29 protein-coding genes are annotated in these 22,816 nt (G+C 68.1%); 6 read left to right on the top strand and 23 right to left on the bottom strand.

The annotated features are described in order from the left end of the window. Nucleotides 1-91 precede the first annotated feature (91 nt). The gene (locus TBD_RS07215) at nucleotides 92-595 is read left to right on the top strand and encodes an Hsp20/alpha crystallin family protein (RefSeq protein WP_011311957.1); all 504 of its coding nucleotides are present in this window, start codon (nucleotides 92-94) and stop codon (nucleotides 593-595) included. A gap of 45 nt (nucleotides 596-640) precedes the next feature. Here TBD_RS07215 and TBD_RS07210 read toward each other — a convergent pair whose 3' ends face one another. The 13 genes from TBD_RS07210 to gspG all read right to left on the bottom strand — a co-directional run bounded on the left by TBD_RS07210 (nucleotide 641) and on the right by gspG (nucleotide 10,442). Continuing rightward, complete coding sequence (locus TBD_RS07210) at nucleotides 641-1,024, bottom strand: DUF2934 domain-containing protein (protein ID WP_011311956.1); 384 nt, start codon at nucleotides 1,022-1,024, stop codon at nucleotides 641-643. A gap of 90 nt (nucleotides 1,025-1,114) precedes the next feature. Next, the gene (locus tag TBD_RS07205) at nucleotides 1,115-1,495 is read right to left on the bottom strand and encodes a hemerythrin domain-containing protein (RefSeq protein ID WP_011311955.1); all 381 of its coding nucleotides are present in this window, start codon (nucleotides 1,493-1,495) and stop codon (nucleotides 1,115-1,117) included. After that, on the bottom strand, nucleotides 1,492-2,061 hold the full coding sequence (locus TBD_RS07200) for a type II secretion system protein (RefSeq protein WP_011311954.1): 570 nt from the start codon (nucleotides 2,059-2,061) through the stop codon (nucleotides 1,492-1,494). The genes TBD_RS07205 and TBD_RS07200 overlap by 4 nt, the downstream gene beginning before the upstream one ends. Further along, nucleotides 2,048-2,422, bottom strand: coding sequence for a type II secretion system protein (locus TBD_RS07195; protein WP_041432498.1), 375 nt, complete (start codon nucleotides 2,420-2,422; stop codon nucleotides 2,048-2,050). The genes TBD_RS07200 and TBD_RS07195 overlap by 14 nt, the downstream gene beginning before the upstream one ends. A 4-nt stretch (nucleotides 2,423-2,426) precedes the next feature. Beyond that, entirely contained in the window at nucleotides 2,427-2,903 is a 477-nt protein-coding gene (locus TBD_RS07190) for a type II secretion system protein (RefSeq protein ID WP_011311952.1), read from the bottom strand. A 2-nt stretch (nucleotides 2,904-2,905) separates the two neighbouring features. Beyond that, entirely contained in the window at nucleotides 2,906-4,876 is a 1,971-nt protein-coding gene (locus TBD_RS07185) for a secretin and TonB N-terminal domain-containing protein (RefSeq protein ID WP_011311951.1), read from the bottom strand. A 1-nt stretch (nucleotide 4,877) separates the two neighbouring features. Further along, a complete protein-coding gene (locus tag TBD_RS07180) occupies nucleotides 4,878-5,402 on the bottom strand; it encodes a hypothetical protein (protein WP_011311950.1) in 525 nt (174 codons plus the stop codon). Further along, entirely contained in the window at nucleotides 5,399-5,929 is a 531-nt protein-coding gene (locus tag TBD_RS07175) for a hypothetical protein (RefSeq protein ID WP_011311949.1), read from the bottom strand. The genes TBD_RS07180 and TBD_RS07175 overlap by 4 nt, the downstream gene beginning before the upstream one ends. Then, complete coding sequence (locus tag TBD_RS07170) at nucleotides 5,926-6,429, bottom strand: hypothetical protein (protein WP_011311948.1); 504 nt, start codon at nucleotides 6,427-6,429, stop codon at nucleotides 5,926-5,928. Before TBD_RS07170 ends, TBD_RS07175 begins: the two co-directional genes overlap by 4 nt. 2 nt (nucleotides 6,430-6,431) lie before the next feature. After that, complete coding sequence (locus TBD_RS07165) at nucleotides 6,432-7,175, bottom strand: hypothetical protein (RefSeq protein ID WP_011311947.1); 744 nt, start codon at nucleotides 7,173-7,175, stop codon at nucleotides 6,432-6,434. Next, nucleotides 7,156-8,832, bottom strand: a complete 1,677-nt coding sequence (locus TBD_RS07160) for a GspE/PulE family protein (protein ID WP_011311946.1) — start codon at nucleotides 8,830-8,832, stop codon at nucleotides 7,156-7,158. The genes TBD_RS07165 and TBD_RS07160 overlap by 20 nt, the downstream gene beginning before the upstream one ends. Next, the gene (locus TBD_RS07155) at nucleotides 8,829-10,007 is read right to left on the bottom strand and encodes a type II secretion system F family protein (protein WP_011311945.1); all 1,179 of its coding nucleotides are present in this window, start codon (nucleotides 10,005-10,007) and stop codon (nucleotides 8,829-8,831) included. The genes TBD_RS07160 and TBD_RS07155 overlap by 4 nt, the downstream gene beginning before the upstream one ends. Beyond that, on the bottom strand, nucleotides 10,008-10,442 hold the full coding sequence (gene gspG / locus TBD_RS14985; RefSeq protein ID WP_238376433.1) for a type II secretion system major pseudopilin GspG: 435 nt from the start codon (nucleotides 10,440-10,442) through the stop codon (nucleotides 10,008-10,010). It lies immediately after the preceding gene. Between the two features lie 468 nt (nucleotides 10,443-10,910). Here gspG and TBD_RS07145 point away from each other — a divergent pair, with 468 nt between their 5' ends. After that, nucleotides 10,911-11,867, top strand: a complete 957-nt coding sequence (locus tag TBD_RS07145) for a DnaJ C-terminal domain-containing protein (RefSeq protein WP_011311943.1) — start codon at nucleotides 10,911-10,913, stop codon at nucleotides 11,865-11,867. Nucleotides 11,868-11,869: 2 nt separating this feature from the next. After that, on the top strand, nucleotides 11,870-12,178 hold the full coding sequence (locus TBD_RS07140) for a chaperone modulator CbpM (RefSeq protein ID WP_011311942.1): 309 nt from the start codon (nucleotides 11,870-11,872) through the stop codon (nucleotides 12,176-12,178). Between the two features lie 22 nt (nucleotides 12,179-12,200). On the opposite strand, the gene TBD_RS07135 is transcribed toward TBD_RS07140, so the two are convergent. From TBD_RS07135 to TBD_RS07105, 7 genes are all read right to left on the bottom strand, one after another. Then, complete coding sequence (locus TBD_RS07135) at nucleotides 12,201-12,434, bottom strand: thioredoxin family protein (protein ID WP_011311941.1); 234 nt, start codon at nucleotides 12,432-12,434, stop codon at nucleotides 12,201-12,203. Between the two features lie 11 nt (nucleotides 12,435-12,445). Then, complete coding sequence (locus TBD_RS07130) at nucleotides 12,446-13,252, bottom strand: arsenite methyltransferase (protein WP_011311940.1); 807 nt, start codon at nucleotides 13,250-13,252, stop codon at nucleotides 12,446-12,448. 12 nt (nucleotides 13,253-13,264) lie between these two features. Next, nucleotides 13,265-13,579, bottom strand: coding sequence for a hypothetical protein (locus tag TBD_RS07125; RefSeq protein WP_041432494.1), 315 nt, complete (start codon nucleotides 13,577-13,579; stop codon nucleotides 13,265-13,267). Then, nucleotides 13,576-14,544 (bottom strand): permease, encoded by a 969-nt coding sequence (locus TBD_RS07120; RefSeq protein ID WP_011311939.1) that lies wholly within the window; start codon nucleotides 14,542-14,544, stop codon nucleotides 13,576-13,578. The genes TBD_RS07125 and TBD_RS07120 overlap by 4 nt, the downstream gene beginning before the upstream one ends. Before the next feature lie 14 nt (nucleotides 14,545-14,558). Then, nucleotides 14,559-15,659, bottom strand: coding sequence for an ACR3 family arsenite efflux transporter (gene arsB / locus TBD_RS07115; protein ID WP_011311938.1), 1,101 nt, complete (start codon nucleotides 15,657-15,659; stop codon nucleotides 14,559-14,561). A gap of 6 nt (nucleotides 15,660-15,665) precedes the next feature. After that, nucleotides 15,666-16,091, bottom strand: coding sequence for an arsenate reductase ArsC (locus TBD_RS07110; protein ID WP_011311937.1), 426 nt, complete (start codon nucleotides 16,089-16,091; stop codon nucleotides 15,666-15,668). A 65-nt stretch (nucleotides 16,092-16,156) separates the two neighbouring features. Then, complete coding sequence (locus TBD_RS07105) at nucleotides 16,157-16,492, bottom strand: ArsR/SmtB family transcription factor (RefSeq protein WP_041432492.1); 336 nt, start codon at nucleotides 16,490-16,492, stop codon at nucleotides 16,157-16,159. A gap of 237 nt (nucleotides 16,493-16,729) precedes the next feature. Between TBD_RS07105 and TBD_RS07100 the strand changes: the two genes are divergently transcribed. Beyond that, a complete protein-coding gene (locus tag TBD_RS07100; protein ID WP_011311935.1) occupies nucleotides 16,730-18,058 on the top strand; it encodes an alkaline phosphatase PhoX in 1,329 nt (442 codons plus the stop codon). Nucleotides 18,059-18,124: 66 nt separating this feature from the next. Here TBD_RS07100 and TBD_RS14980 read toward each other — a convergent pair whose 3' ends face one another. Both TBD_RS14980 and TBD_RS14975 read right to left on the bottom strand, forming a co-directional pair. After that, entirely contained in the window at nucleotides 18,125-18,910 is a 786-nt protein-coding gene (locus TBD_RS14980) for an EAL domain-containing protein (protein WP_011311934.1), read from the bottom strand. Between the two features lie 101 nt (nucleotides 18,911-19,011). Continuing rightward, complete coding sequence (locus TBD_RS14975; RefSeq protein ID WP_187147184.1) at nucleotides 19,012-19,440, bottom strand: hypothetical protein; 429 nt, start codon at nucleotides 19,438-19,440, stop codon at nucleotides 19,012-19,014. Nucleotides 19,441-19,714: 274 nt separating this feature from the next. Here TBD_RS14975 and pstS point away from each other — a divergent pair, with 274 nt between their 5' ends. Further along, entirely contained in the window at nucleotides 19,715-20,740 is a 1,026-nt protein-coding gene (gene pstS, locus TBD_RS07085; RefSeq protein WP_011311932.1) for a phosphate ABC transporter substrate-binding protein PstS, read from the top strand. A 56-nt stretch (nucleotides 20,741-20,796) separates the two neighbouring features. On the opposite strand, the gene TBD_RS07080 is transcribed toward pstS, so the two are convergent. After that, nucleotides 20,797-21,441 carry a TetR/AcrR family transcriptional regulator gene (locus TBD_RS07080; protein WP_049750227.1) on the bottom strand — a complete coding sequence of 215 codons (645 nt, stop codon included), beginning with the start codon at nucleotides 21,439-21,441 and terminating at the stop codon, nucleotides 20,797-20,799. Nucleotides 21,442-21,612: 171 nt separating this feature from the next. Here TBD_RS07080 and TBD_RS07075 point away from each other — a divergent pair, with 171 nt between their 5' ends. Continuing rightward, the gene (locus TBD_RS07075) at nucleotides 21,613-22,815 is read left to right on the top strand and encodes an efflux RND transporter periplasmic adaptor subunit (protein WP_011311930.1); all 1,203 of its coding nucleotides are present in this window, start codon (nucleotides 21,613-21,615) and stop codon (nucleotides 22,813-22,815) included. The last annotated feature ends 1 nt before the right edge of the window (nucleotide 22,816 follow it).

Below are 22,816 nucleotides of genomic sequence, written 5' to 3'. Positions count from 1 at the left end.
CGCGAGCCGACGCGCGGTGTCCCAGCAGCGCCGCACCTTTTGGCGACGGCTCGACTAATCTGAAACAGCTCTACGACGAAAGGACACTGTCATGTTGCACACGCTGAAACAAGCCGGAAAGAACATCGGACGCGAACTCAACCGCGCATGGGAAAGCCTCGCCGAAGGCTGGCGGGAACTGCTCAGCAGCAGCGGCAACGCGCTGACGCACTTTGCGCGCGACAAGGACAAGGACGAGGCCGAACAGGGCGGGCCCCTTGATTTTCCGCATTGGGCGCTGCTCGCGGGCGAAGTCGAGGAAACCGAGAAGGACGTGCTCGTGCGCCTCGAAGTGCCGGGCATGAAGAAGGAAGAGTGCACGATCACGATCGAGGGCAACACGCTGAGGCTGTCCGGCGAGAAACACTTCGCACGCGAGGCCCACGACAGCACCTATCACGTCATGGAGCGGGCCTACGGCGTGTTTCACCGCAGCGTTCCCCTGCCGCGCAACGTCGACAGCGACAAGGCAGAGGCGAGCTACAGCAACGGCGTTCTGACCGTGCGCCTGCCCAAGCTGCCCGGCGAACAGGCGCGCTCGGTGCCGATCAGCTGAGCCACTGCCGGGCGCAAGCCGGCGCCGCGGCGTTTATTTCCGGGTTTATTCGCGCGCCGGCGCTTCCGCCGGATCGATGCCTTCGATCTGCGGAATCGCGCGTCGCGGGCTTTTCCTGATCGCGCGCTTGACCGCGTCGTCCTTGCCGGCGCTGCGCGCGCTTTGTTGCTGGATTTCGGGCTCCTCGTCCGCCGCCGGCAGGTCGCGGCCCTGCTTGTCGACCGCGAGTTCCCATTCGCCGGCGAAGAGCGCGGCCTCGGCGGCGAGCCAGTCGTCGAGGTCCTGTCCATCGCTGTAGCCGCGGCGCACATAGCGGTAATAGGCCGCCTCGCGGATCATGCGTTCACGTTCGTCGTTGGGCATATCCCAGCCGCGCACCGCCTCCGAGGGCTGGGTGCGGGGGGTCGAGGTGCTGGTCCTTCTGGCCATATGTGGGTCTCCGTGGTCCTGGATGAAAAGACTCACTATAGGCAAGCGCCGCGCGAGCCCCAAGCCGGCCGTCGGCTTCGGTTGAACGCCTTACATCACGGCTTCGATGGCCGGGAAGAGTTCGCGCTCCTCGAAGCGCACATGGGCCGCCAGCGTGTCGCCGAAACGGGCGAGCGCCGCGGCGTCGTTCTGCCGCAAGCCGTCGAGCAAAGTGCGCAGCGCACGGTGCTCGGCGAGCGTGCGTCGCACCAGCGCTTGCCCCGCGTCGCTCTGCAACAGCGGCAGCAGGTGCCGCTCCTCGAGATCGAAATGGGCTTCGATCTGTGCCGCGTATTCGCGCATGGCACGCGCACAGGTCGCGGCGACGTCGTCGGCGTTTCCCGAACGGCCTGCCCGCTCGCAGGCGCGCGCCAGCACGAGCGCGGCATGGTGTTCGCGGGAAAGCGGCTGCAGGAAGGGGCTGCGTTTCATCGCGGGTATCCGGGCTCGATGGGGGCGTCCATGCGCCCTGAGCCGTCCAGCGCCGGGCCGGGCGCGCCCGCCGCGTCGGGGAATGCGCCGTCGGCACGCGGCGCGGTCGGCGGGACGAAGACGAAGCGCCACTCGGCGTAGCTTTCGGCATCGCTGAAGTCCTGCTCTTCGGGCGGGAAGCCCGCCTGCTTGAGTGGACGGCCGGGCGCTGCGCTCATCATGCCGACGATGCCTTCGCCCTCCGCCACGATGGACTGCATTTCCCTGCCGGTGATCGGATCGCGGTAGGCCCGCCGCAGATGGCGTACCGGCTCGGGCCGGCGCCGGTCCTCGAGCAGGTCGGCGACGCTTTGCGGCAGCCGCGGCAGGCCCGGGTCGAGCGTGTAGTAGCTCTCGATGGCCTGGCGGTACTGCGCGCCGACGAACAGCAATTCGGCTTCGTTCGCCCGCCGTGCCTCGGTGCGCCAGACCGTGCCCGCCGCAGCCAGGCCGAGGCTGACGAGCGCGATCATCAGCAGCACGTAGAGATAGGTGAAGCCGCGTTGGCCGCGCTCACCAGTCGGCATAGCTGCTCCCGTCGCGCGCCGTGCCGGGGGCGCCGCTCCTGACGTCGTACACGCCGCCCGATTCGGGGTCCGGGGGGGGCAGCGGTTGCCAGGTGTCGGCGCGTTCGGTGATCGGGTCGACCGGTACCGCGCGCAGATAACGGGCCTCGACCAGGGTCTCGAGGCTTTCGGGGTAACGGCCGGTGTCGCCGTTGTATTTGTCGATCGCGTCGCGCATCACGGCCAGATCCTGCCTGAGGATCGTTTCGCGCGAACTTTCGAGGTGGCCGAAATAACGTGGCATGGCGAGAGTCAGGAGCAGCGCGACGATCGCCATCACGACCAGTAGTTCGACCAGGGTGAAGCCGCGGCGCCGCCGCATGTCGTCACCACTCACGGTAGGGCACGCCGTTGAGGCCGAGCGCGGGCGAAAGCGAATAGACGTCGAATACGTCTTTTCCGGCGGCCGGGGCGTCGGGCGGACTCGCATAGCTGCGCAGGCCCCAGGTCGACGCGGGCGGCGCCGCCGCGTCGGGGAACAAGGGATCACGCGGCAGACGACGCAGGAAATAAAGCTTGCTTGCGTCCGGCTTGGTCTTGTCGGCGACGCCCTGCCAGAGCGCGTCGAGATCGGGCGGATAGCCGCTCGCGTCGGCCGGCGCGTCGACCCGGCCCTCGCGCACGGCCTGGCGGTAGGCGTCGAGCGCGCCGCGGATCTCGCGCAATGCCTCGCGCAATTCGACCTCCTTCTGGCGTTGCAGCGCAAGCTGGCCATAGGGCAGCGCGACGCTCGCCAGGAGCGCCAGCACGGCCAGCGTGACCATGAGTTCGATCAGGCTGAAGCCTGCGGGCGCGCGGGCCATCGTCAATCGGCCGCGTCCGGCGGTGCGGGAATCTGTGGGACAGGCACGCTCGGCGTCCCGAACGTGTCGGGCGCCGGCGGGATCTCCGACTCGGGCGCGGGTGCAATCGCCGACGGCGAGGTCGGGCCTTCGTCGGGCAGCGGCGGCTGCGACGCTTCGGGCAGGGCCGGCGCGCTGAACGGCACGGCGCCGCCGCCGCCGATCGCGTTCTCGGTGCCGCCCCGGAATTCGGTCAGTGCGGGCAGCCGCGTCGCGTCGCTGCGCAGCACCCGCGGCGTGATCAGAAGCACGATTTCGGTCTTGTTGCGCTCGTCGCGCTGGCTCGAAAACAGGCGGCCGATCAGCGGCAGATCGCCGAGCCCGGGAATGCGGCTCGCCGTGCTGCGGTCCTCGTCCGAGATCAGGCCGGCGAGCACCTGGGTCTCGCCGTCCTTCAGGCGCAGCGTCGTGCCGGCGTTGCGCGTCCCGATCTGGTAGGTCAGCGTGCCGTTGCCGCTGCGGATCTCGCGCACGATGTTGGAAACCTCGAGGCCGACGCGGATCTGCACGTCCTCGCGCATCAGCACGCTCGGTTCGACGTCGAGCTTGAGGCCGACGTCGAGATACGACACCGATTCGGAGACGACGCCGGTCGACGTCGTGTTGGACGTGATCACCGGCACCTTGTCGCCGATGTGGATCTTGGCCTTTTCGCGGTTCTTCACGCGGATGCGCGGATTGGCGAGGATGTTGACGTCGCTGTCCTGCTTTCTGAGGTCGACGCCGGGCGTCGGGCTGATCGCGATCTGGCTCGCCGTGATGTTCTTCAGGCTCTCGACGGTCAGCACCGATGGCGGCGGGGTCGTATTGGTGACGACCCCGCCGGGGCCGATGGTCGAACTCGTCGCCGGCGGCAGGTTGAGCAGGCTGAAATTGGTCGGGTACTGGATGCCGAGGTCGAGCAGGCGCCCGCGCTTCACTTCGAGCACCTCGACCTCGAGCATGACCTCGGGCTCGGCCAGGTCCTGCACGGCGACGATGCGCTCGGCGAGACGGATCGCATCGGGCGTGTCGCGCATGACCAGCAGGTTGAGCCGTTCGTCGACGTGCAGGTCCTTCGCCTTGACCAGCGTGCGCAGCATTGCCATCGTCGCCTTGGCGTCGGCGTTGCCGAGGTAGAAGCTTTTCACCATCAGCTCCTGGTAGGCCTTCTGCTTCTGCGGCTGGTCGGGATAAATCAACAGCGTGTTGGCGTTGACCACCTTTTTCGACAGCTGCCCGGTCATCAGGAGCATGTCGACGGCCTCGTCGATCGGCGTGTTGCGCGCGAACAGCGTGGCCTTGGTGTCGAGACGGACATCCTTGTCGAAAACGAAGTTGAGGCCGGACTGGCGGGCGATCATGTCGAAGACGTTGCGCAGCGGCGCGTCGCGAAATTCCAGCGTGATCGGTTTGTGAAAGGCCGGGCCGAGCCGGCGCATCGCGAGTTCGTCGGGCGCGTGCGCGGCCTGGGTCTGCCGCAGCAGGGCAAGCGCGCCGGCATGCCCCGGCGCCTGCGCGAGGATCTCGCGCGCAGCCTGCGCGGCCGCGTCGACCTTACCCGCGGCGAGCGCCTTGTTCGCCTGCTGCAAGGCCGCTTCGTGGCGGCGCGCCGTCTCGAGATTGGCGCGCAGGGCGAGCGCGCGCGGATTTTCCGGATGCATTTCGAGCACGCTGTCGAGCTTGGTTTCGGCCGCGTCGAAGCGTGCGGCGTGGACATCCTGTTGCGCCCGCACCAATAGTTCGCTGGCGATGCGCTCGCGCTGCGTATGGTAGTAGGCCTTGAGCTTGATGTTGTCGGGTTCTTCGGCCAGGGCGGTGCGCAGGCGCGCGATCCCGGCCTCGGGCTGCCCGGCGTCGATCAGCTTGCGGCCCTCCTTGAGACCGGTGCCTGCGCACGCGGTCAGGCTGAACGCGACCAGCGCGGTGAGCAAGGGCGACGGATGGAAGGACAACTTATTCTCCTGTTTGCAGACTGCGCGTCTGGTTCAGCGGCAGGTAGGTGAAACTGAGCGTGCGACCCGTGGTCGGTTCGAGGCGCCAGACGCCGTCCAAAACCTCGCCGGGGCGCACGCTCACGGGTTTGGCGCCGCCGCGGGCGAGGTAGTAGGTGACGGTGCCCGCTTCGTCCCAGCGCCCCATGTAGGCGAACGGCAGCGCGGGCGCCTGCGGGGGCGGGGGGGGCGGCGGCGCGGGCGGTGGAGGCGGTGGCGGAGGCGGGACGTACCAGGTCTGCTGCGGAAAGAGGTCGGCACGGGCAAGTTCGAGCCGCGCCTTTGTTACCGGCTCGGCCTTGGCGCTGGCCGCGGCGGCTGGCGCCGCGGCGCGCGGGGCGTCGGCGCGGACGCGCGCGGGCTCCGCGAGTTCGATCGCCGCGTCTTCCGCGTCAACCGCCGCCTCGTCGAGTGCAAGCCGGCTCGACCAGCCGACGACTGCGGCGAGTGCGACGAACAGGAGCAAACGCCGGCGTTTATCGTTCATGGCTTGGCCTCGACGAACAGGCTCAGGCGCAGCTCGGCCTGCAGTTCGGGGGACTCGATCCGCTCGCGCTTGAGCTTGAATTCGTCGAGCGTCAGGTTCGGCGAATGCGCGAGCGCGGCGACGAGAAAGGCATGGAGCGGCGCATAGCTCGCTTCGACCGGGAGCACGAGTTGCCAGCGCAGGAGCGGCGTGCCGCTCAGGGCCGAGACGCTGTACTGGCCGCGCGGCAGCTCGAGGCCGTGGTCACGTGCGAGCCGTTCGAGCTCGCCGATCTGCCGGGAAGCGCTGCCCTTGGCCGGCAATCGCGCCAGCGGATCGACCGGCGGGGGCGCCGGGTGCGCCGCGCGCGCCTGCGCGGCGACGCGCAATTGCGCGAGCCTTGCCTCCTTCGCGGCAACCGAGGCCTGCGTCGCTGTCACCGCGGTCAGCTGCAAACCGAGCGCGGCGGCAAGCAGGGCCAGGCCAACAAGGCCGGTCGCACCGAGGCGTCGTGCACCCTGCCGAAGCCGCCACAGCAGCGCGTTCACGACTCGAGCTCCACGACGATGCTGACGCGTACCGGCTGCTGCGCGGTGTCGGCCTGCACCTCGTGCTGGAACAGCGCGGCGCGCTTGACCGCGGGCTGTCGCTGCAGCGCGTCGACGAAGTCGACGGCATCGGCGAGCCGGCGCGCTTCGGCGACGAGCTTCAGCTGGCTTTTCGCCTGCGATCCGTCGAGTGCGACGAGCGCGATCTTGTCGCTGCGTGCCGCGGCCAGTGCTGCGAACGCCGGCTGCCACGAATACGCGAGCTGGGCGAGCACACGGGGGATTGCCGCGTCTTGCGCTGCGGCCTGCCGCGCCACGGGGCGGAGCGGCGTCCGTTCGAGTGCGGCGATCTGGAGGTCGAGCCCGGCTTCGCGCATGCGCGCGGTCTGCAGCGCATTCCACGACAGCCCGAGAGCCAGCACGCCGGCAAGCGCGAGCACGATCGCGATGTTTCCGGGGCGACGCGTCCGGGCATGGAAGTCGAAGTCGAGGCGGGCCACGCTCAGATTCCCGCGAGCGCCAGCGCGCCGTATGCCGCATCGTCGTGCGCGAGCACCTGCCACGCGGCGTTGGAGGCGGCGGCGACCGCGCCGACCCCGACCGGCTGTACGCAGACCGCGGGGGGCGCTGCGCTGTCGGCGTCGCGTGCGGTGAACTCGGTGAGCGCCTCGGGCCACGCGGTGTCGACAGGCTGCGCCGCGGTCGCTTCCCAGATGCCGCGTCGCAGTCGGAACAGGCTCATCCAGCCCGGCTCGATCAGCGCCCACCAGCCGTTGAACTTGCGCGGCAGGCGCGGCGCGGCGACGGCGCACAGCGGACGGATCGTGCTTGCGCGAAAGCCCTGCGCGGCCAGGAGTGCGTCGAGGCGCTGCACGAAGGCCGTGTCGACCGCGGCGCCGACGAGACCATGGTGCGGCGGCTGATCGTGGACCGCGACGGTCCAGGCCGCGGCCTCCTCGCCGTAGATGTCCTCGAAGCCCGCGCTGACCAGCGCGTGCGCCTCGTCGCGCGCGAGCGCGGCGAGCGGGGGCGGTGTCGTGACGTGGCGGACGAAGTGCTGCGACAACACGACGTCCACCGGACCTCCCTGCCAGGCAGGATCGGCAAGGGCTTCGGCCAGCGGCGCGAGCAGCGCGCCCGGTCCGCGTTCCGCGGCGCGCAGCCGCAGGGTTTGCGCGCCGCGCCGCAAGGCTGCTTCGCCCGGGGAGAGTCCGATGCGAAGCCGTTCAGCCGACCAGCGTGACACGGTTGATCTCTTCGAGGGTGGTGTCGCCGGCCTTCACCAGCGCGAGGGCTTCGTCGCGCAGGTTGCGCGTGCCGCCGCGTGTCGCGGCTTCCTTGATCTGGCCGATCGGGGCGCGGGCGACGACGAGTTCGCGCAGGGTGTCGGTGAGGAGCAGGATCTCGGCGACCGCTCGGCGGCCCTTGTAGCCGCTGCCGCGGCAATGGCCGCAGCCCGCGCCCTGGCGGAAGTTGTAGTCGCGCGTGTCGTCGACACTGAGCCCGGACAGCTCGAGCAGTTCCGCGTTCGGCGTCGCGGCTTGCGCGCAGTGCTGGCAAGTCATGCGCACGAGCCGTTGCGCGACGATGCCGTTGAGCGCCGAGACGAAGCTGTAGGGGTCGACCCCCATGTGGATGAAACGGCCGATGACGTCGAAGACGTTGTTCGCGTGCACGGTCGTGAACACGAGGTGCCCGGTAAGCGCCGACTGGACGGCGATCTGGGCCGTGTCGGCGTCGCGGATTTCACCGACCATGATCTTGTCGGGATCGTGGCGCAGGATCGAGCGCAGGCCGCGCGCGAAGCTGAGCCCCTTTTTCTCGTTGACCGGAATCTGCAGGACGCCCGGGAGCTGGTATTCGACGGGGTCCTCGATCGTGACGATCTTGTCGCGGCCGTGGTTGATCTCCGAAATCGCGGCATACAGGGTCGTCGTCTTTCCGGATCCCGTCGGGCCGGTGACGAGCAGCATGCCGTAGGGCTCGGCCGCGAGCTTGCGAATTCGGGCGAGCGAGGTCCCGGCGTAGCCGAGGCCTTCGAGGGTCAAGCCCGCCAGTTCCTCGGACAGCGCCTGACGGTCGAGGATGCGCAGTACCGCGTCCTCGCCGAACACGCTCGGCATCACCGACACGCGGACGTCGACTTCGCGGCCTTGCATCGCGACCTTGAAACGGCCGTCCTGCGGCACGCGGCGCTCGGCGATGTCGAGCTCGGACATGACCTTGATCCGCGAGACCGCCTGCTCGGCGACGTCTGTTCCGGCGATCTGCGCGACGTGCGAGAGTACGCCGTCGATGCGGTATTTGACCGTGAGCCCGCGCGCGTCGGTCTCGAGGTGGATGTCCGACGCGCCGGCCTTGAGCGCGTCGTAGAGCGTCGAGCGCACGAGCCGCACGACCGGGCTCGCGTCCTCGGCGATGCTGGCGAAAGACAGCGACTCGATGCCGGGGTCGGCGGCGTTCTGGACTTTGCCGCCGCCCACGCCCTCCATCGCGCGCAGGCCGTCTTCGTGGCGAGCGAGCAGCGCGGCGAGATCGGCGGGGTGCGCAAGGCCGGTCCGGAAAGGCTCGCCGAGCACGTGCGCGGCGTACGCCGAGGCCGCGCTGTCCCAGGGATCGGTCAGCAGCAGCCAGAGCTTCGACGTCCCGTCGCGTGCCGCGACGCAATGCCGCCGTGCGGCCTCGCTGAAGCCCAGGCGGTTGAAGTCGGGGGTGAGCGCATTCAGTGCCGCCATGTCGAAGGCCGGCAACCGGGTCTGCGCGGCGACCATGCGCAAGGCCGTGTCGGCGTCGAGGCCGAACTGCTCCTGCACGCGCAGCACGATGCTCTGGCCGGCCGCCTGCGCCTCGCGACGCAAGCCGGCGAGCACGTCGGCGCTGAGCGGCGTTTGCGGCGCGTTCATTCGAGCGACCCCGCGAGTTCGAAAATAGGCATGTAGAGCAGGACCACGATCGACCCGATGACGAGCCCGATGAACACCATCAAAAGCGGTTCGAAGAGCCGGGTGAACCAGTCGACCCAGCGCGCCATCTCTTCGTCGTGGAAGACCGCGATGCGCTCCATCATCTCGCCCATGCGGCCGCTCTTTTCGCCGACGCGCAACAGACGGGCGGCGACCGGTGTCGTCAGGTCGCCAAGCGCGAATGCGGTCGAGATGCTTTGCCCGCGGCGCATCGCTTCCATCGCCGTCGTCGCGCCGACGCGCAGTTGCGCCGAGAGCAGCCCCGACACCATGCCGAGCGCCGAGACGATCGGGATGCCGCCGCTCAGCAGCATGCCGAGGCTGCGATAGAAGCGCGCGAGGTCGAAGGTGCGCAGCCGTTCGCCGAGCGCAGGAACACGCCAGGCGAGGCGGGTTAGCGCCGCGCGGCTCGCCGGCTGGGCGAGCGCCAGCACCAGGCCGCCGCCGAGGGCGAGGGCGGCGAGGGCGATCAGGCCGCCGTGGCTGTCGACGGCCTGTCCCCAGCGCAGCAGCATCTGCGACATCCAGGGCAGGTCGCGGCCGGTGTCGGCGTAGACGGTGGCGAAGCGCGGCACCACGTAGCCGAGCAGGAACGCGACCACGAGCGTGCCGACCGCGATGAGCAGCATCGGATAGATCGCCGCCGAGACGACCTTTTTCTTCACCGTGTCGATCTGGCTCTGGTAGCTGACGTAGCGGGCGAGCGCGGGCGAGAGGTCGCCCGTGCTCTCGGCCGCGCGCACCGTTGCCGCGTAAAGCGGCGGGAAGGCGTCCTGGGCCGCAAGCGCGGCAGAAAACGGCCGGCCTTCGCGCATGCTGGCGAGCAGGCGCTCGATCAATTGCCGCGACTCCGCGCGGTGCTCTTTCTCGGCCAGTGTTTCCAGCGCTTCCGACAGGGTGAGCCCGGCGTCGAGTAGTGCGATCAGCTCCTGCGTGAACAGCAACAGCGGGAAACGTGCGCGCGGTCTGAGCCAGGCGGCGCGCGCGGCGGCGACGGAAATCACCTGTAGGCCTTCGCGCTGTAGTCGCGCGCGCACCTCGGTCTCGTCGAGCGCCTCGAGCGTGAGGGCGCTCACGCCGACCCCCGGGCGCAAGGCTTTCACCCGGTAGCGCATCTACCAGTTGCCGATGTCGGCGCCTTCGCCGCTGCCGCCGGCGACACCGTCACGGCCGAACGAGTACAGATCGAGTTCGCCGTGTTCGCCCGGCGTGCGGTACTGATAAGGCTTGCCCCAGGGGTCGTTCGGCACGGCCTTTTTGAGATAGGGGCCGTCCCATTTTTCCTCGTCGGCGGGCTTCGCGTTCAGGGCGGCGAGTCCCTGCTCGGTGGTGGGGTAGTGGCCGGTGTCGATGCGGTATTGGTCGAGCGCTTTTTCGAGCGCGCCAATCTGCGCCTGTGCGGTCTTCACTTCGGATTTGCCGACTTGCGAGAAATAACGCGGTGCGACGTAACCCGCGAGCAGGCCCAGGATCACCATCACGACGAGCAGTTCGAGCAGCGTGAAGCCGCGCTGCCCCGCGGGGCTGGCGTTCAATTTGGTTGAAGGCACGATCACACCTTTTAAGCGAAGGACGCGAGCGGGCGCGTCCGGCTGGATGCGCCCGTGAGGCGCAGGGGCGCCGCTCGGCTGCAGAATTGGAACAGAGATAGATGACAGATTTATTGAACGCGGCCGCAGCGTCCCCAGGCGGGCGCGCCAGGCCGGAAAGGGGGCGTGCTGAAACAAAAGGGCGATAGGGGTCATTACAGGCGGGTCTCCTCCGCTGCGTCGGTCGGTCACGACTTGTTCTCCGCATCGCCCCGCCGTCGATGCGACGGGGTCTGATTGTGACGATGAACTTACACGCCGGGTTTTGAGCGGTCAAGGCGGCACGGCCTTTCGAGCCGCATCGCCGAGCGAAGCTATTCTGAAGCAGCGAGGCGATCGTTCATACCTGGGTCGGCAGCAGCGCACCGCCCTGCGAACGCCCTCGTACCCGCACCCGTACCCGTACCCGTACCTGGACAAGGACTGCTCATGGAATTCAAGGACTACTACAAGATCTTGGGCGTGCCGCGCGACGCCACGGCGGACGACATCAAGAAGGCCTTCCGCAAGCTCGCGCGCAAGTATCACCCCGACATCTCGAAGGAAGCCGGCGCCGAAACGCGGATGCAGGAGATCAACGAAGCGAACGCGGTGCTGTCCGACCCCGAGAAGCGCGCCGCCTACGACCAGCTTGGCAAGGGCTACCAGCCCGGACAGGAATTCCGCCCGCCGCCCGATTGGGACGCGGGCTTCGAATTCTCGGGCCGCGGTTTCGGCGGCCAGGAGACCGCAGATTTTTCCGATTTTTTCGCCGAACTGTTCGGCGGGCTCGGAGGCGGGCGCGGCAGTCCTTTTCACACCCGCGGCGGACGCGCGGGCTACCAGGCGCGCGGCGAGGATCATCACGCCAAGGTCGTGCTCGATCTCGCCGACGCGTTCACCGGGGCGACGCGGCAGGTTTCGTTGCGCGCGCCCGAGGTCGACCCGCAGGGGCACGTCGTGCTCAAGACCCGCACGCTCAACGTCAAGATCCCGAAGGGCGTGCGCGAAGGTCAGGTCATCCGCCTTGCGGGGCAAGGAGCGCCAGGAGCCGGCGGGGCGGCGGCCGGCGATCTATTGCTCGAGATCCACTTCAAACAGGATTCGCGATTGCGCGCGGTCGGGCGGGATCTCTACCTGACGCTGCCGGTCGCGCCGTGGGAGGCGGCGCTCGGCGCGGTCGTCGCGGTCGAGCTCCCGGGCGGGGCGGTCAAGGTCAGGATTCCCGAAGGCGCCCAGAGCGGCAAGCAGCTGCGGGTGCGCGGCAAAGGCATACCGGGCGAGCCGCCCGGCGACCTGCTGCTCGACCTTCGCGTCGTACTGCCGCCCGCCGACACGCCGCAGGCCAAGGCATTTTATGAATCCATGGCGCGCGAGTTTGCCTTCGATCCGCGCGGGAGGAACTGATCGTGAGCGAGAACGAAGTCTTCGTTGGCGTCCTGATGGACGATTGCTGGCTGACCGTGGAACAGGTCGCCGCGGCCTGTGTGGTTGAGCCCGCGTGGCTGATCGGGCACATCGAGGCGGGTCTGTTCCCGGAGGCCGAGAGCGTTGCCGGGGTGTGGCGCTTTTCGGCCGAGGCGCTCGTGCGCGCCCGCCGGATGCGGCAGATCGAGCGCGATTTCGACGCCGTGCCGGAACTGGCGGCGCTCGTTGCCGACGTGCTCGAGGAAGTCGACAGCCTGCGCGCGCGGCTGCGCGGCGCGGGTCTCGTCTAGAGACGTGTGCGCGGCGGCGGGGTCACGCCAGCCAGGCCTCGACTTTCCTGCGGTCGGGCACGCCGCCGGCGTGCACGACCTTGCCGTCGATCACGACGCCGGGGGTCGACATCACGCCGTAGCCGAGGATCGCCGCCATGTCGTCGACTTTCTCCAGATTGATCGCGACACCGCGCGCCTGCGCGACCTCCTCGATCAGCTTCAGCGTGGTCTTGCAGTTGGCGCAGCCGCTGCCGAGTACCTTGATGTCTTTCATTGTGTTCTCCTTCACGCGGCCGGCTTGACCGCCTCGATGGTGGCCGAGGCGATGTAAGCCTCGACGCCGCGGCCGGGCGCCCAGTTACGGATGAATTCGCGACTGGCGTCCTTGGGGGCGATACGGATGTCGGCGAAGCCCGCATCGGCGAGCATCGCGGTGAGTTCGTCGACGCTCGCCGCGCCGGCGACGCAGGCGGTGTACAGCGCGACTTCGCGCTGCATGGCCTCGGGCAGCTCCGCGGTCGTAACGATGTCCGAGAACGCCAGCCGGCCACCCGGCTTCAGCACGCGGAAGGCTTCACGAAACACCTGCACCTTGTCCGGTGACAGGTTGATGACGCAGTTGGAGATGATGGCGTCGACCGTGGCGTCGGCTACCGGCAGGTGCTCGATCTCGCCGAGGCGGAAGTCGACGTTGGCATAGCCGCCCTTCACCGCGTTGGCTCTGGCCTTCGTCACCATGTCGGGCGTCATGTCGACCCCGATCACGCTGCCCTCGGCGCCGACCTGGCGCGCGGCGAGGAAGGCGTCGAAGCCGGCACCGCTGCCGAGGTCGAGCACGGTCTCGCCCGACTGCAGCGCGGCGATCGCCTGCGGATTGCCGCAGCCGAGTCCCAAGTTGGCGCCTTCCGGCACCGCGGCGGTCTCCTCGGCGCTGTAGCCAATGCCGCGCGACAGCAACTCGGCGACATTCTCATCGGACGGCGCGCAGCAACCCGTGCTCGGCGCGCAGCAGCCGGCGGATTCGGCGCGCGCGACAGCGCCGTAAGCGTCACGCACCTGTTGGCGGATCTGGTCGTGTTCGTGTGCACTCATGATGGTCTCCTTTCAGCAGCAGGACTTGCCCGAGGGCGTGGGGGTGCAGCAGGCGCCGGCGTCAGCCACCGCGATCGACGCGAGCTTCGCGGTCGCCTTCGGCGCGAACTGCGCCGCATAGGCCTCGTCGAATTTCGCGTCGAGCTGTTGCGCGGCCTCGTCGCGGATATGGCGGGCGATCTCGACCACCGTGTCGATCTGCGCGCGCGACACGCCGTAGCCCTTCAGGCGCTCGATCTGGCACAGGCCCTGTTTGGGATGATTCGCCGCGATGTTCGCCGCCAGCGAAACCAGCGCGACGATGGATGGATGCAGTTCGGAACTCATGCGGTGACACTCCTCAAGGCGTTGAACAGGACGCCGACCAGCACGAAGGCGGCGGCGAGATAGGCGGCGAAGATGCCGAGCAGCGGCCATTTCACGACCTTGCGCAAGATCAGCATTTCCGGCAACGACAACGCGATCACGGCCATCATGAAGGCCAGCACGGTGCCGAGCGGCACGCCCTTCCCCAGCAGCGCCTCGGCCACCGGAATGATGCCGACCGCATCGGAATACATCGGCACGCCAACCAGAACGGCGACGATGACCGACAGCACGCTGCCGTCGCCGGCGATTTTTGCGACGAAGTCGGCCGGCACATAACCGTGGATGAAGGCACCGATGCCGACGCCGATGAATACATATTTCCAGATGCGGCCGACGATCTGCCGCACCTCGTTCCAGGCGTAATCGTGGCGGGCGCGTAGGCTGTTATCGCGTTCGGTCTCGAGCGCCGCCTCGCCCATGTGGATCTTCCATACGTAGTCCTCGACCCAGCGCTCCAGCTTGAAAGCCTGCAGGACGTAGCCACCGACGAAGGCGACGGTGAGGCCGGTCGCCACGTAGATCAGCGTCGTCTCCCAGCCGATGACGCCCGCCAGCACCACCACCGCGACCTGGTTGACCATCGGGCTCGCGATGAGGAACGACAGCGTCACGCCGAGCGGGATGCCGGCCTCGACGAAGCCGATGAAGAGCGGGATCGACGAGCACGAGCAGAACGGCGTCACCGCGCCCAGGCCCACCGCCACCAGGCGTGCACCGGGGCCGGAGCGGCCGCGCATCATCGCGCGCACCCGCTCCGGGGTGAGCAGCGCGCGCAGCCAGCCCATCAGGTAGATCACCGTGGTCAGCAGCGCCAGGATCTTCGCCACGTCCATGACGAAGAAATGCAGCGCTTGGCCCAGCGGCGTGCCCGGCGTCAGGCCGGCGAGGTCGAAAACCAGCAGGGTGGCGAGTGCGTCGAACACGATTGCGCCTCAGCTCAGGCCCGTCCCGCTGGCAGGCCGCGCTCGTACCAGCGCTTGCTGCGGTTGACGAGCTTCACCACCAGCAGCATCACCGGCACCTCGATCAGCACGCCGACCACGGTCGCCAGCGCCGCGCCCGACTCGAAGCCGAACAGCGCGATCGCCGCCGCCACCGCCAGCTCGAAGAAGTTCGACGCGCCGATCAGCGCCGACGGGCAGGCGACGGCGTGCTTCTCGCCCACTTTTCTGTTCAGCCAGTAGGCCAAGCCCGAGTTGAAGAAGACCTGGATCAGGATCGGCACTGCGAGCAACGCGATGATCAACGGCTGCGCGAGGATCTGCTCGCCCTGAAAGGCGAACAGCAGCACCAGCGTCGCCAGCAGCGCGAGGATCGAAGCCTGGCCGAGCTGCGCCATCACCCGGTCGAACACCGCCTGCCCGCGCTTCAGCAGCCGCTTGCGCCAGACCTGCGCGAGGATCACCGGAAGCACGATATAAAGCGCGACCGAAATCATGAGCGTGTCCCACGGCACCACGATCGCGGAAAGGCCCAGGAGCAGCCCGATGATCGGCGCGAAGGCGAAGATCATGATGGTGTCGTTGAGCGCCACCTGCGACAGCGTGAAATATGGATCGCCGCCGGTCAGGCGGCTCCACACGAACACCATCGCCGTGCACGGCGCGGCCGCGAGCAGGATCAGGCCGGCGACGTAGCTGTCGAGCTGCTCGGCGGGCAGCCAGGGCGCGAACAAATGGCGGATGAAGATCCACGCCAGGAGTGCCATCGAGAACGGCTTCACCGCCCAGTTGACGAAGAGCGTGACGCCGATGCCGCGCCAGTGCGATTTCACCTGATGCAGCGCGCCGAAGTCGATCTTCATCAGCATCGGGATGATCATGATCCAGATCAACAGGCCGACCGGCAGATTGACCTGCGCCACCTCCATCCGCCCGAGCGCCTGGAATGGCGCCGGGAACAGTTGCCCGAGTGCCACGCCGGCGACGATGCACAGCGCGACCCACAGGGTGAGCCAGCGCTCGAACACGCTCATCGGCGCCGGCGGGCCGCCCATGGCGGCCGCGCGCTTGGCGGTGACTTCACACTGCGCACTCATGGACGTTCAGGCCGCGGCCGCGAGGCCGAGTTTCTCGCGCACCGCCGCGACGAGGCGCGTGCGGATGTCGTCGCGTACGGCGATGAAGCTCTCGAGCGGTTCGCCGTGCGGGTCATGGAAGGGAAGATGGATCGCCGGAATCGGCTTGGGAAAGATCGGGCAGGCCTCCTTCGCGTTGTCGCACACGGTCACGACGAGGTCGATGTCCTCGTGCATCACCGCATCGACGTCCTTCGGATGGAGACCGTCGGTATTCAGTCCGGCCGCTTGCAGCGCCGCGATCGCCCCGTCCGCGACCTTCGGTTGCGGCCGGGTGCCGGCGGAGAGTGCGCGCACCTGGCCCGCGAGGTCATGGTTGAGCAGCACCTCGGCCATTTGCGAGCGGCAGGAGTTGCCGGTGCACAGCACCAGCACGGTCAGGGGTTTGGTCATGAGTAGTCCTTGTCGAAACGTGATGAAACAGCCGGAGCTTGGCCGCGCGGTGTGACGTGAATTCGTTACGACGACCCGCCGCCCGTGCAGGCGGGCGTGTCGCTCGCGCCGCAGGGTGTCCCGCCGCAGCAGTTTTCGGTGAGATAGGCGAGCAGGCGATTCATCGTCTCGAAGCGCGCGCTGTATACGACGAAGCGGCCCTCCTGGCGGGACTCGGCGAGCCCGGCATGGCTCAGCTCCTTCAAATGAAACGAAAGCGAAGACGGCGGTATGGCGGCGATTTCGGCGAGCCGCCCCGCGTTGAGCCCGGCCGGACCGGCTTCGACGAGCGTACGGAAGATGTTCAGCCGCGTGGCTTGGGCGAGCGCGGACAGGGCGATGACGGCGTCTTTGGATTCCATGTTTCCAGCATACTGGAAGCGTGGAATACGTTCAAGCAAAAAATCGCCGTGCGCGTGGGCACCGGCTCCCCTGCGGTTTGCACGCGACGCCACCGAATCCGAGAATGGCAGCCGAGCCTGCGCTGGGCGCGCCGACTTCATCAAACCATCACAGGGGCGACACACAAGCCGGGAAGAATGCGCGGGCGGTACGCAGATGCCGCCTCATCATTGAAACCAACCCGGGAGATCCGACCCATGAAGTATTCCGCCCTCGTCCTGACGCTGGCAGCCGCTTTCGCGGCACAGGTCCACGCCGGTTCCGCCGTCGAAGGACCCATGGCCTTCACCCCCATCGCCGCGTCCGCCTATGGCATGGACGCCGATCCCAACATCGCGACCGAACCCTGGCTTATCCCTGAGGGCTACGTCCAGTCCATCGTCTCTGACGAAAGCGCGCTCGACCTCTATCTGGCGAACGACTGGAATGACATGAACACGGCCAACGAAACCGGCAAGCACGCAGGCCGCTACCTGTATCGCACCCACGAGGTCCGCGGCGCGAACTCGGCGCGTGTCGACGGCGGGAGCGGCGGCGCGGTGTCGGTGGTCGATCTGAAGACCGGCGTCGCCAAGGAAGTGGTCGGACGCGCCGACTGGGAAGCGCTCGACGGCATCCTGTGGACGCCGTGGCAGACCCTCCTGTTCGCCGAGGAAACTGGCGCGGCCGCGCTGCCCGACCCAGCGCACCCGGCGGCGACGGCCGGCCTCGTCTATGAGCTCAAGCTCGATTCCCATAACCCTGCCGTCGCCGAGCGCGTGACCGTGCGGCCGCTGCTCGGTGCGCTCGCCCATGAGGGCATCGAAACCGACGCCGAGGGCAACGTGTACGTCATCGACGAGGACCGCAAGGGCGCGATCTACAAGTTCGTGCCGACGAGCTACGGGGACCTCTCGGCCGGCCAGCTGTACGCCTTGCGCGTCCGGAACGGCGCGAAGACCGGCGAGGCCGACTGGGTCGCGCTCGACATGAACCAGGTGCAGATCAAGGCGAACGTCGCGGCGCGCGCGGTCGGCGCCACCGAGTACTGCCGTCCCGAAGACCTCGAACGCATCGCCGGCACGCTCTACGTCGCACTGACCTGCGAAGACGTCGATGACGCGGCGAACACCAACGGTCGGGGCGCGGTCATGGCGATCGAGCTCGGCGACAAACCGCGCACCAGCTATGTCGTTTCCGCCGGCAAGAATGCGCCGATCGAGGATCAGACCACGGGCCTCACCGGCTTCAAGGGCCCGGACAACCTGGCGAACGGGCCGGACGGCAAGCTCTGGATCGTCGAGGACAACGCCCACAGCGACATCTGGGTCTACGACCCGCGCTCGAAGGATGCCAACCGCGACGGCTACCGTGATGGCGTGCATCTCTTCGCATCGCTGAAAGACAAGCCCGCCGAAGGCTCGGGCATCTACTTCGGCAAGGACCCGCACACGCTCTATGTCAGCGTGCAGCACTCCGGCACCGGCAACGACAAGACCGTCGCGATCACGCGCCAGATCGGCAAGGGGCAGCAGCACCAGGACTGAAGATACGCAGCCCGGCAAAAGCCCCCGCCGCGGCGGGGGCTTTTTTGTTTGTGCAAGATTGACGATCTAGTGGAGGTGCGTGGGCCCCGCGTTGTGCAGGCACATTTCGACCTCGCGCGGCAACAGGCGGATGGGGACCGGCGAAGGGCAGCCGATCAGGTCGCCCTGCGCGTAGCGGATGCCGAGGTCCTTCAGAAGCCGTAGGTCGCCGCGGCTCTCGACGCCGTGGGCAAGGAGCGGAAAGCGTGCGCTTGAGACGGGGTGCGGCGGGCGACCGCCGGTCGGCCCAGCGGCGAGAGGGTGCCGCTGACTGGTCACGCAGCGCATCCTGGCTTTGACGAAGAAAGGCCGGAATTCCCTCCAGCCGGCGAGGTCCGCGGCCGCGTCGTCCGCGCCGTCGACGGCGACTTCTATCGACGTGGCCCGCAGGCGCGATACCGCACGGTCCAGCGCAGGGAAATCGAGGCGGGCCGACTCCTCCGCCTGCCGGATCACGACCACGAGCCGGCTGCGGGCGATCCTGGCGGCGTCGAGCGCAGCCGAAACCGTGTCGGGATCAAAGCGCGCGTCGAGCAGGCTCGCCGGTGAGACGTGAAGGAGCAGGCGGCCAGCGAGCTTGAGCCGAGCAAAGGTTCTGATCGCGCCCCGCATGCAGGCGAGGTCCAGTTCGGTGAGCAGACCGGAATGGACTGCAGCGGCGACGAGCGCCTGGGGCGCGTGCAGGGGTGTCGAGGCCGGGCCGTGAGACAGCGCTTCGTAGCCCGTGATGAGGCCCTCTTCGAGGTCGAGCACCGGTTGAAGCAGGGTCGTGAAACGCGGGCGAGCGAGGATGTCTTGCAGAAGGGTGCGCATGGCATGGTCTGGTCCAGGGGGGAAGACATGGCGACGGTAGCGCGTGGGCGTTACGCCCTCATGAACACCGTCCGGGACGGAGGCGGGGCGAGGGGTGTCGTTCAGGCAGCCGCGAGCAGCGCGGGCGTCCTGGGTACGGCGGAATTGGCTGGACGTGTCGCCGAGCGCAGCGCGCACGGCGGCGCCGGGTGCCCGAGATCGCCGAGCAGTCGCGCGGCGTGTCGGCGCAGGTGCGCCATCAGTTCGGCCGTGTCGTCGGTAAGCGCCTCGCGCCCGAGGTGCCAGTCGACGCGCCCGCCGCATTCGTCGGCGACCAGCGGCGCGGGCTCGGCGACGACGTGGATCACGACGACCAGGCTCGGCAAGTTGCCGGTGGCCGGCGCACGATCGCCCGCTTCGTGCGCGACTTCGATATCCAGCCGACCGCGCGCAAGTGCGTCCATGCAGCGCGCGGCCTGCTCGGCGACGCGCGGATTGCGCCCGCTCACGAAGCGGACACGCAGGCGCAAGGGTCGGGGTGCGGCGTCCACGGCCCCCGCCGCGACGTGTTGCCGTTCTGTGTTTGCGCCGGCCGATCCAGTGTGCATTGCCCGTCCTGTTGTGCAAAGAATGGCGGCACCTTAGTGTGGTGGAATGAATGGCCCGTGAAGCGGGCATGAAGCTTCGGTGAAGAAGCAGGGGACGACCGTAGTCCCGCACGTGCATATCGCCCGATGTGACTGAAATATTCCTGTAACACCAGATCCTTAGTATCCCCGGCGTCGACCCTTTCGGGTTCGATCCACACATCTCGGGAGACTTCTTATGTTCGGTTCGAAACACCTGTATTTCAAGCTTGCCGGGGCGGCGGCCGCCGTCGCGATGAGCGTTGCGGCCTTGCCGGCGCTGGCCGTCGACATCACCGGCGCGGGGGCGACCTTCCCCTACGCCGTCTACACTAAATGGGCGGAAGCCTACAAGGCCGCTTCCGGCAACCAGGTCAACTACCAGGGCATCGGCTCTTCGGGGGGCGTCAAGCAGATCAAGGCCAAGACCGTCGACTTCGCAGGCACCGACGCGCCGGTCAAGGAAAGCGATCTCGATGCCGCGCATCTGGTTCAGTTTCCTACCGTCATGGGCGGCGTGACCATCGTCGTCAACCTGCCTGGCGTTGCCTCGGGGCAGCTCAAGCTCGACGGCGCCACCGCCGCCGACATCTTCCGCGGCACGATCACCAAGTGGAACGACCCGCGCATCGCCAAGCTCAACCCCGGCGTCAAGCTGCCCGGCACGGCGATCACGATTTCGCATCGCTCGGACGGCTCCGGCACTACCTTCGTCTTCACCAACTATCTCGCCAAGCAGTCGGCCGATTTCAAGCGTGACGTCGGCGCCGGCAACACCGTCAACTGGCCCGCCAATGCCGTCGGCGGCAAGGGCAACCCGGGCGTCGCGGCGAACGTGATGAAGATCCCAGGTGCGATCGGCTACGTCGACATCGCCGACGCGATGAAGAACAAGATGACTTTCGTTGCGCTGAAGAACAAGGCCGGCAATTACATCGTCCCGAACCAGGACGCGGTCGCCGACGCCGCTGCGGGCGCGAACTTCCACGTCCGCGGCATGGCGCCCGACCTGCTCGACCAGTCGCACAAGAACGCCTGGCCGATCACCTCGGCGACCTACGTGCTCGCCTACGAGCAGGCCGACGCGACGAAGCAGAAGGCGGTCGTCGATTTCTTCAAGTGGTCGCTCAACAATGGGCAGAAAATGGCCGAGGAACTCGGTTTCGTCGCCTTGCCGCCGAACGTCGTCAAGATGGTCGAAGCCGAAATGAAGAACATCAAGTGATCGCATCCCGGGCTCGCCCGGGTGTCGAACGATGCCCCCGCTTCGGGGGCATTTTTCTATGTGTCGCGCCGACCGCGGGGCGGCGGTTGCGGCGCCTGGGAGAGCAGGTCGCCGACCATGCGCCGGAACATTTGCACGACGACATCGCGGTCGATGTCGGGGTTGCGGATCGCGCGTATGCGCAGGCCTTCGAACATCGCCGAGATCGCCTCGGCCATGCCCGCGAGCGTCGCCTCGCTGTCCTGATGCCCGGCGGCCCGTCGCAGCGTTCGAATCGTCTGCAGCAGGCTTTCCCGACACTGGCGGTCGGCCGCGCGCACGATGTGCGCAATGCGCGGATTGCGTGCGGCTTCGGCGACGACCTCGAGCTGCAGGCCCGCGTGAGCCGGATCGAGATTCTGCTGCACGCCTTCCACGGCGCGCTCGATCATCGCGGCCTTGACGTCGCTCGCAGCGCGCAGCTCGGCGGTCAGCGTCAGCAAGCGCTCGAGATCCTGGGCAACGATCTCGGCGATGATCGCTTCCTTGTTCTCGAAATAGTGGTAGATGTGGCCCGTGCTCATGCCCGCGGCCTTGGATATTTGCGCGATGCTCGTGCCGTGGAAGCCATGCTGCCGGAAGCACTCGGCCGCGGCCGCACGGATCTGGCTGCGGCGGGCGTCGGCGCGCGTGGCGTCGGGAATCGGGGGGGCGGCGGTCATGCGGGTCTCCGGATTCATGGGCGTGGCGATTCGAGAAGCGCCGAATCTTGCGCCGGAAGGCCTTCTAGTATAGATTGAACGTTCATTCTAGAACAGTGCTTCGCCCAGTCACCGGCCTTCGCGGTTTCCGCACGCCGGTTTTCACCCGTCCCAACGCTTGCAAAGGTCACCATGCCCACTCGCTGCAATCTGCCTTCCCCCTCGCTGATCGTCGCGCTCGCGGGCAGCCTGTTTCTTGCCGCGTGCGGCGGCGACAACGAAGCGCAGAAGGGCGGCCCCGGCGCCGGCGGCCCGGGCGCGCCCGCGGTGACGGTGCTCACGGTGCAGGCCGAAGCCGTGCCGCTCGCGACCGAACTGCCCGGGCGCACGACGCCTTACATGATCGCGGAGTTGCGGCCGCAGGTGACGGGCATCGTCAAGGCGCGGCCATTCAAGGAAGGCAGCGAGGTCAAGGCCGGCCAGGTCTTGTACCGCATCGACCCGGCGCCTTATCAGGCCGCGTACAACAGCGCCGTCGCCAACCTTGCGCGCGCCGAGGCCAACGTTGCCGCGGCGCGGACGAAAGCCGAGCGGTACGCCGAGCTGGTCAAGATCGAGGCCGTGAGCAAACAGGCCAACGACGAGGCCGTCGCGGCGATGAAGCAGGCCCAGGCCGAAGTCGGCGCCGCGAAGGCGGCGCTCGAAAGCGCGCGCATCGATCTCGGCTTCACTCGCGTCGCGTCGCCGATTTCGGGACGCATCGGGCGCTCTACCGTCACGCCCGGCGCGCTCGTCACGGCGAACCAGGCGCAGGCGCTGGCGACAGTCCAGCAGCTCGATCCGATCTATGTCGACCTCACCCAGTCGAGCGCAGAACTGCTGCGCATGCGTCGCGATTTCGCCTCCGGCAAGCTCAGGCGCAGCGGCAGCGACAGCCTGCCGGTCGAACTCGTGCTCGAAGACGGCAGCGTCTACGGCGCGAAGGGCAGGCTCGCGTTTTCCGAGGTCGCCGTCGACGAGGCCACCGGCAGCGTCACGCTGCGCGCGGTCTTTCCCAACCCCGACGGCGAGCTGCTGCCCGGCATGTACGTGCGCGCGCGGCTCTCGCAGGGCGTGCGCGAGGACGCGATCCTCGTTCCGCACGCGGCCGTCACGCACGACCCGCGCGGCAACGCGACGGTCATGCTGGTCAATCCGAAAGGCATCGCCGAGGCGCGCGTGGTCAAAGCCGAGCAGTCGATCCAGGACAAATGGGTCGTGACGGAAGGGCTCGCGCCCGGTGAACGCGTCATCGTCGAGGGACTGCAAAAGGCCCGGCCGGGTACGCCCGTCCAGGCCCAGCCGGCGGGTCGAGCAGCGCCCGCCGCGACCACGCCGCCGGCAACGAAGGGGTAGT

It is taken from the genome of Thiobacillus denitrificans ATCC 25259 (assembly GCF_000012745.1).
GTDB lineage: Bacteria > Pseudomonadota > Gammaproteobacteria > Burkholderiales > Thiobacillaceae > Thiobacillus > Thiobacillus denitrificans_B.
Note: the sequence above shows the minus strand (reverse complement) of the source record. Positions and strands in the feature narration are given on the sequence as shown.

Coding starts and splice junctions, on each gene's coding strand:
- TBD_RS07195 (WP_041432498.1), bottom strand. CDS start 2,422: ATGCGGCGGCGCCGCGGCTTCACCCTGGTCGAACTACTGGTCGTGATG.
- arsB (WP_011311938.1), bottom strand. CDS start 15,659: ATGAGTGCGCAGTGTGAAGTCACCGCCAAGCGCGCGGCCGCCATGGGC.
- TBD_RS07100 (WP_011311935.1), top strand. CDS start 16,730: ATGAAGTATTCCGCCCTCGTCCTGACGCTGGCAGCCGCTTTCGCGGCA.
- TBD_RS07210 (WP_011311956.1), bottom strand. CDS start 1,024: ATGGCCAGAAGGACCAGCACCTCGACCCCCCGCACCCAGCCCTCGGAG.
- TBD_RS07080 (WP_049750227.1), bottom strand. CDS start 21,441: ATGACCGCCGCCCCCCCGATTCCCGACGCCACGCGCGCCGACGCCCGC.
- TBD_RS07155 (WP_011311945.1), bottom strand. CDS start 10,007: ATGCGCTACCGGGTGAAAGCCTTGCGCCCGGGGGTCGGCGTGAGCGCC.
- TBD_RS07130 (WP_011311940.1), bottom strand. CDS start 13,252: ATGAGTGCACACGAACACGACCAGATCCGCCAACAGGTGCGTGACGCT.
- pstS (WP_011311932.1), top strand. CDS start 19,715: ATGTTCGGTTCGAAACACCTGTATTTCAAGCTTGCCGGGGCGGCGGCC.
- TBD_RS07075 (WP_011311930.1), top strand. CDS start 21,613: ATGCCCACTCGCTGCAATCTGCCTTCCCCCTCGCTGATCGTCGCGCTC.
- TBD_RS14980 (WP_011311934.1), bottom strand. CDS start 18,910: ATGCGCACCCTTCTGCAAGACATCCTCGCTCGCCCGCGTTTCACGACC.
- TBD_RS07125 (WP_041432494.1), bottom strand. CDS start 13,579: ATGAGTTCCGAACTGCATCCATCCATCGTCGCGCTGGTTTCGCTGGCG.
- TBD_RS07215 (WP_011311957.1), top strand. CDS start 92: ATGTTGCACACGCTGAAACAAGCCGGAAAGAACATCGGACGCGAACTC.
- TBD_RS07160 (WP_011311946.1), bottom strand. CDS start 8,832: ATGAACGCGCCGCAAACGCCGCTCAGCGCCGACGTGCTCGCCGGCTTG.
- TBD_RS07135 (WP_011311941.1), bottom strand. CDS start 12,434: ATGAAAGACATCAAGGTACTCGGCAGCGGCTGCGCCAACTGCAAGACC.
- TBD_RS07145 (WP_011311943.1), top strand. CDS start 10,911: ATGGAATTCAAGGACTACTACAAGATCTTGGGCGTGCCGCGCGACGCC.
- TBD_RS07110 (WP_011311937.1), bottom strand. CDS start 16,091: ATGACCAAACCCCTGACCGTGCTGGTGCTGTGCACCGGCAACTCCTGC.
- TBD_RS07200 (WP_011311954.1), bottom strand. CDS start 2,061: ATGCCGACTGGTGAGCGCGGCCAACGCGGCTTCACCTATCTCTACGTG.
- TBD_RS07205 (WP_011311955.1), bottom strand. CDS start 1,495: ATGAAACGCAGCCCCTTCCTGCAGCCGCTTTCCCGCGAACACCATGCC.
- TBD_RS07190 (WP_011311952.1), bottom strand. CDS start 2,903: ATGGCCCGCGCGCCCGCAGGCTTCAGCCTGATCGAACTCATGGTCACG.
- TBD_RS07180 (WP_011311950.1), bottom strand. CDS start 5,402: ATGAACGATAAACGCCGGCGTTTGCTCCTGTTCGTCGCACTCGCCGCA.
- TBD_RS07105 (WP_041432492.1), bottom strand. CDS start 16,492: ATGGAATCCAAAGACGCCGTCATCGCCCTGTCCGCGCTCGCCCAAGCC.